Annotated in this window: 10 protein-coding genes; 2 read left to right on the top strand and 8 right to left on the bottom strand. The window is 45.7% G+C overall.

Annotated elements, in window-relative coordinates; genetic code table 11:
• The first annotated feature begins 52 nt into the window (after positions 1-52).
• Positions 53-1,237, top strand: coding sequence for a C40 family peptidase (locus ACKWCA_RS05250; protein WP_413977090.1), 1,185 nt, complete (start codon positions 53-55; stop codon positions 1,235-1,237).
• A 69-nt stretch (positions 1,238-1,306) separates the two neighbouring features.
• The gene (locus ACKWCA_RS05245; protein ID WP_413977089.1) at positions 1,307-1,858 is read left to right on the top strand and encodes a DinB family protein; all 552 of its coding nucleotides are present in this window, start codon (positions 1,307-1,309) and stop codon (positions 1,856-1,858) included.
• Between the two features lie 6 nt (positions 1,859-1,864).
• Here the strand turns inward: ACKWCA_RS05245 and ACKWCA_RS05240 are convergent, their stop codons facing one another.
• The 8 genes from ACKWCA_RS05240 to ACKWCA_RS05205 form a co-directional block, all read right to left on the bottom strand.
• The gene (locus tag ACKWCA_RS05240) at positions 1,865-3,397 is read right to left on the bottom strand and encodes a sodium:solute symporter family protein (RefSeq protein WP_413977088.1); all 1,533 of its coding nucleotides are present in this window, start codon (positions 3,395-3,397) and stop codon (positions 1,865-1,867) included.
• Between the two features lie 181 nt (positions 3,398-3,578).
• Positions 3,579-5,072 (bottom strand): acyl-CoA synthetase, encoded by a 1,494-nt coding sequence (locus ACKWCA_RS05235; protein ID WP_413977087.1) that lies wholly within the window; start codon positions 5,070-5,072, stop codon positions 3,579-3,581.
• 4 nt (positions 5,073-5,076) lie between these two features.
• On the bottom strand, positions 5,077-6,138 hold the full coding sequence (locus ACKWCA_RS05230) for a Gfo/Idh/MocA family protein (RefSeq protein ID WP_413977086.1): 1,062 nt from the start codon (positions 6,136-6,138) through the stop codon (positions 5,077-5,079).
• 6 nt (positions 6,139-6,144) lie between these two features.
• Complete coding sequence (locus ACKWCA_RS05225; RefSeq protein WP_413977085.1) at positions 6,145-8,286, bottom strand: outer membrane protein assembly factor BamB family protein; 2,142 nt, start codon at positions 8,284-8,286, stop codon at positions 6,145-6,147.
• A 36-nt stretch (positions 8,287-8,322) separates the two neighbouring features.
• Positions 8,323-9,186: a fructosamine kinase family protein gene (locus ACKWCA_RS05220; RefSeq protein ID WP_413977084.1), complete on the bottom strand. Its 864-nt coding sequence runs from the start codon at positions 9,184-9,186 to the stop codon at positions 8,323-8,325.
• 5 nt (positions 9,187-9,191) lie between these two features.
• Positions 9,192-10,115: an MBL fold metallo-hydrolase gene (locus tag ACKWCA_RS05215; protein WP_413977083.1), complete on the bottom strand. Its 924-nt coding sequence runs from the start codon at positions 10,113-10,115 to the stop codon at positions 9,192-9,194.
• Positions 10,116-10,125: 10 nt separating this feature from the next.
• Positions 10,126-12,156 carry a glucosidase family protein gene (locus tag ACKWCA_RS05210; RefSeq protein WP_413977082.1) on the bottom strand — a complete coding sequence of 677 codons (2,031 nt, stop codon included), beginning with the start codon at positions 12,154-12,156 and terminating at the stop codon, positions 10,126-10,128.
• A 10-nt stretch (positions 12,157-12,166) separates the two neighbouring features.
• Complete coding sequence (locus ACKWCA_RS05205) at positions 12,167-13,663, bottom strand: S10 family peptidase (RefSeq protein WP_413977081.1); 1,497 nt, start codon at positions 13,661-13,663, stop codon at positions 12,167-12,169.
• Positions 13,664-13,665 lie beyond the last annotated feature (2 nt).

Raw genomic sequence — 13,665 nt, 5'->3', positions numbered from 1 at the left:
TAAGATGCTCAAAAAAGAAGTAATTTTCGGTAAGAATTAACTAAAAAGAAAGATGAAGCGATTAAATACGATAGTATTAGGTCTTTTTACATTTTTACTCTTCGAAGCTTGTGGAGAACAAACGAAGCAAATTCCATTTGACGACGAGATAGTGGCGATCAAGACAAAGTTCGCTCCCGATAAGCGAGTTGCGCTTTTTGATGTGTCCGCTTTACAACAAAAAGGAGACATCATTTTAAAAGGGGAAAGCAATTTGCCCGATGCCCTAGATGCTTTAAAAGGGAAACTAGCCACATTGAATGTTCGGGTAATCGATAGTGTTCAACTACTTCCTTCCGAAGCTTTGGATGGTAAGACCCAAGCGGTAATCAATATTTCGGTTGCCAACCTAAGAAGTAACCCTAAGCATTCGGCCGAGTTGGCTACTCAAGGGACCTTGGGCACCCCTGTAAAAGTATTAAAAGAGGCAGGAGGTTGGTATTATATTCAAACGCCCGATAAGTATCTGTCTTGGGTCGATGATGGGGGCATTACCCTAATGGAACCGCAACGCTTTGAAGATTGGAAAACAGGGGATAAGATTATCTATACCAAAACCTATGGCCATGCGTATGTGGATGCAGGGGAGAATGAAGTGGTCTCTGATTTGGTCGCAGGAAACGTACTCGAATTCGTAAAATTAGCAGCCAACCATTTTGTCGTCGCATATCCCGATGGGCGTATAGCGATGGTACGTTTTGATGAGGCGGAAAGCTATTCAGGATGGATTCAAAAGATGGACCCTACACCTGAAAATCTAGTGGCGACTTCCAAAACCTTAACAGGGGTTCCTTATTTATGGGGGGGCACATCGACCAAAGGAATGGACTGCAGTGGATTTACCAAAACCGTGTATTTTCTTAACGGAATGGTCATCCCCAGAGATGCCTCACAACAGGTACATACGGGAAGGCAAATCGATGAAAACCGTAACTTTGATCATCTCAAAAAGGGGGATTTACTGTTCTTCGGAAGAAAAGCGACCGATTCTACCAAGGAAAAAGTGGTACATGTAGGCATGTGGATCGGTAATGACGAATTCATTCATGCTTCGAATATGGTGCGTGTCAGTAGTGTCGATCCCAAAGCATTGAATTTTGATGAATACAATTTGAACCGGTACTTGCGCGCTAAGCGTATTTTGAAGGAAAAGGACAACGATCTGATCGATTTGACCAAGACGCCAGTATTTAGATAATTTTTGGGGCACATTTTTGTCAAAGCAAATGAATGAAAGAACAGAGGCCAAAACAATAAAAAAAAGATAATGAAACCTAGATTTTTAGCTATCCTGTTGCTCACAACCACGATGAGCTTCGCCCAATACGAAATCCACCCTGAGGAAGGGTACTCTCATGACATCGGGTTGATGGTCGCCATGCTCGAAGATCTGAAGACGAGAATCACGGAACAAGTTAAAGACCTGGACCAAACCGAAACGGATTTTAGATTTGATGAACATGCGAACAGTATAGGATCCTTGGTGATGCACTTAATTTCCACAGAGGCCTATTATCAGATAGAATCTTTGGAAGGGAGACAATGGACCGCTGAGGAACGCAAACGTCTTGGAATCGCTGGCGAATTAAATGATGAGGTTAAAAATATGCTTCAAGGAGAACCGATCGAACATTACTTAGATCTTTGGGACGAAGTACGTCAGAAAACCTTGGCCGGACTCAAAACCAAAGACGATATCTGGTTTGCATCGGAAATCGATGAAGGGTTGAACTACCATTATGTCTGGTACCATGTCATGGAGCATCAAGCCAATCATATGGGGCAAATAGCCCTAGTAAAAAATCGATTGCCCAAGTAGACCATACTAAGCTTTCTTAGACACACCAAAAACCACTGCTAAATGAGCGGCATCGGGAGCTCGCTTCCGGCTCCACAGGCTAACGACTACATAGGTCATCATTGATACGATAAAGGCGGGGATGATCTCGTGAACATCCTTTAAGGCATCATATTCAAACCGAATGGCGAAACGCCAGATGATATTGACGAACATACCTGCGATCATGGAGGTCATGGCGCCTAAATCAGTTCCCCATTTCAAATAAAGTCCCCCGAAAATCGCAGGAAAAAAGCTTGCGGCAAAAACTGCCCCGGCGAAAGCGGTCAGTTCCACGATTCCCGCCATGGGGTAAAGCGTTAGCACATAGACCAATAAACAGTACAGGGCCATGAACCATTTGGTACGGGGTACGATTTTATGCTGGCGCATCGGCTTGATGACATGCCAGATGTCCTTGACAAATGCTGTTCCAATAATAATAATAACAGATGCTAATGAAGACATTCCGGCGGCGAAAAGCCCTGCCACACAAATACCACTTACTAATTCGTTATCGAACTTGGCCAACATAAAACCAATAACCTCGTCGGTATGTTGAATAAGGTAGGCAGCTTCATCAGGAGTCGCCATACTGTGGACCAGTGCACCTAGGCCCATAACGCAAACTAGGGAAATACCGAGAAAAACAGGCGTCCAGATCATGGCAAATCGCATACTTTTGGCATTGTCGATAGAATAGAATCGAATAAGATTCTTTGGTTCGGATAGCTGTTTCATACCGATGGAAAGCCCAATACCCAAAATATATAGAAAGGAAACCAGATCACCGAAGGTCACTAAACCCGATTTGATGGGCACACCTGATTTGGTCAGATGCTCCGTCGTACGGATGGCTTCCAGCAAATTGTCCGGTCCTCCAACATAAATAAAGGGTATAGCTAGCATTAGAATAGCAACACCGAACATGATGATGCCTTGAATAGCATCGGTCCATAATACGCTGTACATTCCACCCCAAATGGTATAGGCACAGGTAATCGCGATTATCGCGAACGACCCATATTCATAAGGAATATCCAAAACCGACGTCAACACATGGGCACAACCCTTGGCAATACCGATCATGTACCAGAGGGTGGCAAACAGTATAATGACCGCAGAGAGCACACGAATACTTTTGGCGAGCTCGCTTTTGTACCGCAAATGAAAATAATCGGGAATCGTAAAGGATTTTAGACGGGCCGTTTGAAAGCGCATTTTAGGCCCCAATAATTGCCAGGAAATAATGCAGAACACCGTCCAAATCAGACCCATCCATGCCCAAGATAAGCCATATTGAAAAGATTTCCCGGCCTGCCCGATATAGGTATTGGTGCTAGCGGAGGTAGAAAAGAACGCCAGTGAAATGACCCATCCTGGAATTTCGCGTTTGGCCACATAATAGCCTTCAACACCTTGAGATGCCTTCTTTTTAAAATACCATCCAATATACAAGCATCCTCCCACATATAATATGGTCAAAAGAATCGTGACATAATGTTCGCTGAAGTATGTCATCAGTGTTCCGGGGTATGGTCACTTTCGTCGATGGTCACCTTTCGACGAAGCACCAAAGCCGCATTAATAATGACCAAAATGAGAATACCTATATACGGAAATAAGGTGAAGAAATCCATAGTTAAAAATAGTGTTTTTACAATGTTTCCATCCTAAAAAAGGAGGGAGGTTATACGTTTCCTTAAGGAGCGATAGCAGGCCACCGCTTCTTCAGTTCGTTTTTGGTCACCTTCCCTAAAACATTACGGGGCAACTCGGCACTGAGCATGTATTTTCGAGGAATTTTATAGGCGGGCAATTGGGTCTTGAGCCAACTGGAGACCTCCTCAACATCAAGTTCCTTGCTTTTGGGAATCAAGCAAACGGATACGACTTCACCCCATTCTTCATCAGGTAACCCAACGACTGCACAATCGGCTACCATATCATGTTTTCGAAGCACGTCTTCGATTTCCAAAGCCGATATTTTATAGCCGCCAGACTTAATAATGTCTACACTATCACGACCTAAAATCTTATAAAGTCCATCGCTCAACATTCCAATATCGCCCGTAATGAACCAACCATCTTCCGTGAACGCCTTTTTTGTAGCTTCGGGTTTTTGCCAATATTCCTTGAACACGCTTAGTCCCTTGATTTGATACTCTCCTGGTGTATTTTCGGGTACGGGCCTATTCGCACTATCGACCAATCGCATTTCCACCCCCGGCAGGGGTAATCCCACATGCCCTGGCCGTCGCTCTCCGCGGTATGAATTGGATAATCCCATACCGATTTCGGTCATCCCGTAGCGCTCCAATAAGGTTTGTCCTGTGATTTCTTTCCATTTTTCCAGAACAGGGACTGGTAAGGCGGCGGAACCCGAAACCATCAAACGAAGTTGTGAGGCGGCCCGCGAGTATACTTCTTGTGTTGTGGCTGGGAGCTCTTCCCAAAAAGAAATCAATTTATAGTAAATCGTGGGCACGGCCATGAACAGTGTCAATCGCTCGGAGGCAATCGTGGCCCATACCTTATCCGCATCGAACTTTGGCAAAAATTCGCAACACGCTCCACTCCAAAGGGCACAACTCAGCACATTAATGATACCATGCACATGATGTAAAGGTAAGATATTTAGTATGTGATCTTCTTTTCGCCACTCCCAGGCGTTGACCAAGGTGGTGATTTGCGCTTCAATAGTGGCATGGGTAGTCACCACCCCTTTGGGTTTGCTTGTGGTCCCACTGGTATACAGGATCATCGCACGTCTTGAAGAGTCGATGTCGGGTAATGGTACGATGGTTTCCTTTAGAATAGACTCTAAAGTGATTACCGAAATACCCATATGGTCTTCTAGGGGTTTTAGAAAGTCGTAGTAGGCGGCATCGGCGATGACGATTCTTGCCTGGGTATCTTCCAGCACGTATTGAATAGACGGTAAGGGATGCAATATGCAAAGTGGAACCGCAATTCCACCTCCTGCCCAAATGCCCCATTGCACAGCCGTATATTCAAATGAAGGAGGAATCAAGAACGTGACACGTGCTTCGTTGAGGTCAGTGGTTTCTCGCAAGAGATTCGCGGCTACGGCTTTGGAGGTCTTTAAAAGTTGCCCATACGAATAGGATTTTCCTTTGGAAACAATTGCAATGCGATTCTTGAAGGATTCCGATTGTTTAAGAAGTGTAATCATAAGCCTATAGTTCTATGGTCTTGCCCGTTCGAAACGATTGATCGGCAGCCAACACAATTCGCAGACTGTTCACCGCATCCCGCAAATGATCGCTTAGATCTACGTTATGCTGTATCGCTTGTAAAAAATAGTCCTGCTCCAAACGACAGAGTCCGTCATGGTCGGGTTCATCGGAAGTGTCTATCCACTCATCCGTCTTAATGAAATTTCCGTTTTCGTCTAGGGCACTGTGATGCAATTTCAAGCCTCCCGTTTTTGAATGGTCATCGACACTATCCGAATCGCCTTTGGCCTCATCGGTTATAGAAACGCAGCCTTTAGGACCGACAACGTCCTTGACAAAGAACGCCGTTTCGCTCATCATAGGCCCCCATCCGGCTTCGTACCAACCTACTGACCCATCTTTGAACCGCACTTGCAGTTGGCCGTAGTTATACATTTTCGGATCGATTTCTTCCGAAAGTCGAGCACCGATGGCACTTACCGAAATAGGCTCTGATCGGGTCATTAAGCACATGATATCCACATAATGTACTCCACAATCCACGATGGGCGACATGCTGTTCATCAATTGTTTGTGCGTATACCAATTGGCACCTGAACTTTGTTGGTTGAGGTTCATCCGCATCACCAAAGGTTTTCCTAGCGTGTGTGCGACCTTGACAAAGGTAGCCCAGGCAGGGTGCACGCGAAGAATATACCCGACGACCATTTTTCGGTCTTTTTTGAAGGCGAGATCAACTAATTCTTGGGCATCTTCAACAGTAAGGGCCAAGGGTTTTTCCACAAAGACGTGGGCATCGGCATCTAGGGCCATGCGAATATATGTGGCGTGGGTATCTGGATAGGTGTTGATGGAAACGGCATCAGGCCGTGTTTCATGTAAGGCCTTTTCATAATCCTCGAAAGCAGGATAACCTCCTAGTTCCTTGGAAAGCATTTCACGACTATTCGGTTGTCTACTGACCAGACCGACAATTTCAAAACCATCCATTTGATTGTAGGCCCGGGCATGTGATGTTCCCATATTTCCGCAACCGACAACGAGTATTCGAAGACGTTTCATATTCAACTATTCTAGCGCGAAGGCAATGATTTGATTTCCCTTCTCCGTTCCCAATTTTTCACCCCCACAGGCCAAAGCGATATATTGTTTGCCATTCACTTCATACATAGCGGGTGTGGCAAATGAAGCGGCCGGAAGGGCATACTCCCAAAGCAAATCGCCCGTATGTTTATCAAAAATCCGAAAGTAACCGTCTTTGGTTGCCGCGATAAAAAGGAGACCATTTTCCGTAACGATGGGCCCGCCATAATTTTCACAACCGGTTCCTTTCCCGCGCTCTCCTAATTGTGGAGTATCGCCGAAGGGAATAGACCAAATAAATTCGCCGGTATTTAAGTTTATAGCGTGCATTGTTCCCCAAGGAGGGTTTATGCCAGGCAGTCCGTTACTATCCAAAAACTTGTTGTAACCGGTGTGTTTATAGCTAGGCTTTCCTTCCGTTTCATCGGTATCCGAAGCTACTTTTTCAACGACATTGTGCTGTATCTCCTCCTCGTACAAAAACCGTAGCAACGCCTCCATTTCCTTTTTTTCGATTTGGGGAAAGCCCGTCATCATTCCCTTACCGTTGGTAATGATTTCTTTCACCTCTGTTTTTTCTTTGCGCAATTGCAAATCCAGCAAGGAAGGAAATCCACTAGCCTCCAATCCTTTTCGGTCCGTTTGATGGCAAGTGACACAATATTTTTGGTAGGCGGCTTGACCCATAGGCGTATCTTCAGCAATCTTATCTTGGGGTCCGATCTGTAAATTCCATGCCATTTCGTTCGCATTCACATAGAGTATTCCCTCTTCTGGATCGGCCGCCGCCCCGCCCCACTCAGCAGCTCCATCGTATCCCGGCAAAAGAAACTTAGGGGTCAACGCCGGAGGTGCATACTGATGCTTGTCGGCGGAGGCATAAAATTCCAGTAATTCGTCTCTGTTTTCCGCAAAGGTGCCAATATCGGCCTCTGTAAGGTCTTTGGATTGTCTCGCAAAGGGTTTTGGTTTTATGGGTAGCGGTTGGGTGGGCCAAGCTTCCTCTCCTTCAATGGTCGATTGGGGTACAGGAACTTCTTCAATATCGAATAGGGGTGCCCCGGTAAGTCGATTGAACAGGTATACATAACCCTGTTTGGTGACCTGAGCCACTGCCGGAATTTTTTCCCCGTCTTGTGTGACCGTTAACAGATTGGGCGGTGCGGGTGCATCCCTATCCCAAATATCGTGGTGTATGAACTGAAAATGCCACAAGCGTTTTCCAGAGTCGGCATCCAAAGCCAACAGACAATTCGCGAAAAGATTACTGCCCAATCGATTTCCACCGTAGAAATCGGGTGCGGCCGAACCCGTAGGGGCGTAGATGATTCCTGCTTCCTCGTCCACAGCCATACCTGCCCAATTATTTGCTGCGCCAACGGTACGGCTTTCCCTTGGATCTGTGCTCCAGGTATCATATCCTTCTTCACCTTTTTCTGGCAAGGTATGAAACACCCATGCTACGTCTCCCGTTAGGATATTGAAGGCTATAATATCTCCAGGGGGAGCTCCCGGTCCTTCGGATAAACGCAAAGGCATTACAATAATATCCTTGTACACCGTTCCTGGAGTGTTTGAAATGACAAACTTATTTTTAGCGGATTCTGGCATTCCCGATCGCATATCTACTTTTCCTTGATCTCCGAAGGATGCGATAGGTTTTCCCGTGAGTGCGTTCAAGGCAAAAAGGTCAGAACCTCGTGTGCACAAGATGCGCTTGTCGTCGCCTTTTTCCCAATACGAAACTCCGCGTGAAGTGGAATGCCACACCTTGACCGAATCACCAAACTGCCAGATTTCCTCACCGGTCTCGGCATGTAAGGCAACTACGCGTAAAGCAGCGGTAACGCCATACAAGATAGAGTCGACCACAAGAGGGTTCATTTGCATTTGGCCCCAATCATCGGCTTCATATGACCATGCGACCTTTAAATCCTTTACATTTTCTTTGGTTAGTTGTGAAAGTGTTGAGTAGTGGCTGCGGCCCGGGTCGCCCAAATAAGATGACCAAGTTCTGTACTGTGGACTTGGGTCGACTTCCTTCTTTTTGTCCGAAGTACAACGGATCAAACAACCTCCGAGAAATATCGATACCAATAGAAAAGCCAAGCCTTTTTTTGTACTCATAGTTGAAGAAGGTTTCCTTAAAAATATGGAAAAATGTCAGAAATAGGCACCTATGATGCTTTTTACCTGACGATAATAAGATTTGCCGAACAGATTCAAATGAACTAACAAGTAATAAAGTTGATAGAGATCGTTTCGGGCCTTTTCCCCACCTACTTTTGGGAAATGCTCGGAATAAGCCCGATAGAAAGAGGAATCAAAGCCGCCAAAAAGACGGGTCATGGCCAAGTCTACTTCAAAATGGCCAAAATAGACTGCAGGATCGATAAGGTAAGGCGTATTATCCGAGGCGATTAAATAGTTGCCGCTCCATAAATCCCCATGTAGTAAGGAAGGTTTGGTTTTGGGCAGGCACTTTTCGCAGATGTCGAGAAGCGTTGTCTCCGTAGGTACTTCATTAAAGGAAAGCAACTGTTGTTGATATGCCATTTTGAATTGCGGAAGGAGCCGTTCATGTGCATAGAATTGAGGCCATGACGAATGCATATGGTTCGATTGTGGAAGACTTCCGATATAGTTATCGGTCTTCCACCCGAAAGTGGAAGCACCTGAAAATCGATGCAAGGCTGCCAATTGATGCCCTAGTAGTTCCATATCTTTCGAACCACTCCTTTTAGGTTCAATATATTCCATCACTAAGAGTCCCCCTTGTTCCAGTTTTTCGCAAAGTAGTACCTTCGGGGTAGCAATGGTGTGGGTTTTGGCAATGGCGTCAAGGCCCGACTTTTCGGCCTGAAACATATCAAAAGCATCGGCATGATCATTGACTTTGCAAAAGAAGCGCTCCATATCGGTTTCCAGTAGATAGGCTCGGGAAATATCACCTCCAGAAAGACCCTGTATCTTTCGAATTCGAATACAAAGTAGGTATTCGATATGTTTTTTTATACTGGTTTCCACCCTTTTTAAAGTTCAAAGCGCATATGCTTACGCGCAATGTGGTACCCTTTCTTTAAGACCTCTTTAGACTCTTCACTGTTCGGGTTCAACAACGGATTGGTGTGGTTTAAATGGAGGAAATATACTTTCGCTTTTTCGCTTTTTGGCAGGTTTTTAAAGAGCTCCATACTCTCTATGACAAAGGGATGTGGTATTTCCGAGATAGCACGATTGTTGATTTCTTGGGCGTCGTAAAAGGTGGCATCCAAAAAAGCGTAATCTACTTTTGCGATTTCTGCGACGATACTAGTTTTCCATTTTTCCCATTTGTCGATATCAGGAATGAAGAGTATGCGCTTTTGCGGCCCGATAATCGTATACCCTACGGTCTCAGAGTATTCATCACGATGTGGAACGGTAAAGGGAATGACTTTTAGGGCGGAAGTAAGTTGGATCTCCGCCTTATTTTTTAAGGCTTCGATCTGTATGTTCGAATTGTGCACCAACTGACTCCATGGACCGTTTTCCTCGAGAAAACGTTTCATTTTTGGCATCGCGTAGACCGAAACGGCTTTAGCATTGGTCGCCTCCTTGCCCAAGTACATCAAACCGGTATAATGACCGATGTGGGCATGGGTCAGAAAAATGCCATCGGGAATATCGTTGGTCTTGAAATCTGTTTTGCCCCTCAAGGCACGAAGCTGGGTGGTGATGTCGGGAGTCGCTTCAAAAAGAAAGGTTTTTTGTGTTGCTTCATCTATGACACCTAAGGAAACTACTTCAGGCGATAGCTCCGAATTTTTGAATAGGGTAGAACAGCAGGCCTTTTCACAGGCAATATGGGGAGCGCCCGCATCTTGAACGATTCCCAGCACATGAATCGATACGATTTTTTCTTGGCCTTGAGTGAACAGACAGGTGAAGAGAAAAAAAACGAACGACTTGTACATAGAGGAAAAATTAAAATTGAAACGAAATCGGTTGTTGAAGATTTGAATTCTTTTCTAGGAGTAACTTCCCGGTTTGGCCCTCTTTGATCTGTATGTTGGCGCCTGTAGCGGTCCGTGATACCTCGATATCGAAGTCTTTTCCAAAGGCCTTGATTTTCCTTAGTGCCATGGTGTTCCATTCTTTCGGTAGCCTAGGGGTAAGAGTGAAGCGGTCAAAACCGGTGGGGTTGATTCCGAAAAGCCCTTCGATGAAAACGCGACAATAAAGTCCGCTTTCGGCAGAAAGGTGCGCCATACCCCCTTCAGGATATGCCTCTACAACATAAGGCACTCGATTGCCCAAAAGACGTTCTTTTGAAAACTGCTGTAGTTTATCAAGGTATACTTGAGTGGCCCCGGCGATAAAAGTGCCCCGCAAGGCATATAGGGTTCCACGATCCCAAAATATCTCGGAAACCGATTTGTTGGGGTTGTTTTTTTCAACATGAACTCCACCCTTTCCCGACCACAGCCTATCGAACAACGCCTCGATAGTATCTTCTTTTCTGTCGTCAATGCCTACCACCAAAGGCAGGCATATCCAATGCCTCAACTTGGTGTGCCCATCATAATACCGATAGGTATTTAAACCTTCGATAGCGGCTCCGAAATAGCTGTCCATAGCACTGCGCAGCTTTTTGGCCCGTTTTTGATAGCGCTTAATAGTGGTATTTGATTTGCCGAGTGATTTTGCTAAATCGCTTGCATGCCGTAAGGCGCCATAATACAATGAGGAGGTAGAAAGATTCGCGTCACCGGTTTCGATGCGACCCTCCATTTCGTCCGACTCAGAGCGAACCACTCCGGCTTCATTCAATTGTCGCCGATTGTACTCGAGACACCATGTAATTAAAGGCCATAATTCATGCGCTACCGTAGTATCACCAGTGGCCAGCGCATATTGGCTCGCGCCATATGCGATCATAGCGGCATCACCTCGATCTAATGGACTGGGAGGTGGCAAACCTTCTACTTCGAAGGCATAGGGCAACTTTGTATATTCAGGATTGATTTCCTTGGCAAAGGCCCGATACATATTCATAGCTGACCGGTGACCAATGTCGTACCCGAGATATGGAAAAAAGGGACTGATATATTCGGCTTGATCATTGGCCCATATACCTACGTAATACCGTCCTCCTCCGGGGGAATGGATCAACCCCAATTTGGATTCGAAAATACTCTCTGAAGCCCTTGTTTTAGAGAATTCAAAAAGGGTATTGAGCACCTTATCTGGAGTTTCCAACTGTAAAGAACCGGATATGGAATTCAAAAACACGGTTCGTTCGGCCCAAGTTTTCTCGAAGTCCGAAGCAGGTAGTACTTCATCATTCAATTGGGCAGCGATTGAAATGGAAAATGAAAAAGTCTCCCCCGCCTTCAATTGAACCGCATCCGGTACATCAGACCAAACAGTCGTTGTAAAAGTGCCTTTCTGACCACTATCCTTCGTTTCTAACCTCATTTGTGCAGCGCGCAGGCGAATAGTGCTATCCGTGGTATTGGTTAGGCTAACGCGCTCTAAAAAGAGCCGCTCGCTCATCGAGGGTAAAAAAGACCGCTTCAGTACGATACCTGATGTAGCGGGGTGATGCTCAAAATGTAACATCCCATCAATAGTACTTTTTTTAATGGGCCCGGGCGCAAATTGTTTTTCTCCGATAAACAATTGCGGTAAAATAGCATCTGTATGAGTATCCTTTAGATAGGAGCGATATACATACCAGCTCGGATCATTTTCTTTGATATAGGGATGCAATTGGGGGAAAAACACCTCGCGCTCCACTGCGAGATTTCCCATCGAATCTATAGCATAGTTCACGATGGCCGCAACTCGCTTTCCGGCCATTTCAATGTTATCGGAGTAGATTTGGGTACGATCTTCGGAAAACTCGCGTTGAATCTCGTTTTTCGAAACGATGCGCCATGCATTTTCTTGCCCCGAAAGGAGGAATGCAAAGAGAAAGGTGACTACTGTAGTCAATACATGTTTTGGACCCATGGATAAATGGCTATTGCGCGGTTAAGAACGTGCGGATATCCTTAGCGAGTTTAATCAAATCGGGTTGGTGGGTATACATCATATGGCCAGCTTCATAATAGGTCATTTCTACCCTGCTGGTGGCAATACCATTGCGGGCAAAGGTATATTCAGCGTCGAAGAACGGAGTGATGAGGTCATAATATCCACTGGCGACCATGACTTTCATGGCCGGGTTTCGACGCATTGTTTCTCCTAAATGCGGTGCGGTATTGACGGGCATTGGCTCCCAATATTGACCATCCGGCACGGTACGCCAGCGCCATCCGCTACCACCTCCGGAGGTAATATATGGCCTGTCCATTTTTACATTGAGTTCCGAGGCGAAGTAGTGATTTAGGGCCGCGGTGTAGGCCGCACTGATCTGATAGCTCGCAGGATCCCCCAAATGAGGACGTTCGGCAACCTTGTCGACCTCGTCGCCCATAAATCGACCGTCTAATCGTCCAACGGCCAAACCTTTATCTTCTAAAAGCTTTTTTTGAAAACGCCCCATTAGAATGCGCAAATTGGAGTTTAGAATATAGGTTTTGTCCAAGCCAGTGAAATAGCTCAGTTTATCGGCAATGGCTTCTTTTTCGGAATCCGCCAAAAGATTTCCCTTGTACAGTGCTGGCGAATAGCGCTCATAGGTGAATTTACGGCATTCGGCTACAAAGTCCTCCAAGGTTTTCCCTTGCCCCGCTTTTTTATGATACCAGGCCGTAGCGGCCATACTGGGCAGATACGTAATATAAGATGTCATGTTGTGGTGTATCGAGGTTGAGCCGGCATAGTCTAGGGCTTGCGAAATCAGGATCATTCCGTTGAGGGCCATATTCTGTCCTGAACCTTCCAATGCTTTTCCTAAGTATGCGGCACGGGTGGTACCGTAGCTTTCCCCGGCCAGGTATTTTGGAGAGAACCAACGTTGGTTTTCGGTTACCCATTTACGGATAAATTGGGCAAAGGAGTCCACATCCTCCTTCAGGCCATAGAAGTCTTTCCCCTTCCCCTTTCCAACCAGACGACTGTATCCTGTGCCTACGGGATCGATAAAAACCAAATCGGTAAGGTCCAGTAATCCGTGTTCATTTTTAACAAGGTCGTAGGGGGCGGCACCGTCATCCTTTATCGCATCGGAATCTACCTGAACCACTTTCGGGCCGAAAAATCCCATATGCAACCACATGGAAGCTGAGCCGGGACCTCCATTGAAAACAAAGGTAACCGGTCTTTTACCAACATCGCCCATAGGTGTTTTGGTATAGGCTACTGACCAAAAAGTTGCGATCGAATCCCCCATCTTGTTGGTAAGAAAAGTTTCTTTGGCCGTAGCTTTATAGTTGATGGTTTTACCCCCGAAAACTCCTTGATGTGAGGTGACGAAAGATTTAGCTTTCGGAATGGGCTTGATCTCCTCTTTTTTCTCCTTTTGGGCGGTCACTTGCAGGGCGCATAGCAGCATGATACATATGATCTCTTTCATCT

Origin of the sequence: Maribacter corallii, assembly GCF_047345415.1 — a bacterium.
Classification (GTDB): domain Bacteria; phylum Bacteroidota; class Bacteroidia; order Flavobacteriales; family Flavobacteriaceae; genus Maribacter_C.
This window is presented reverse-complemented; position numbering and strand designations above follow the sequence as displayed.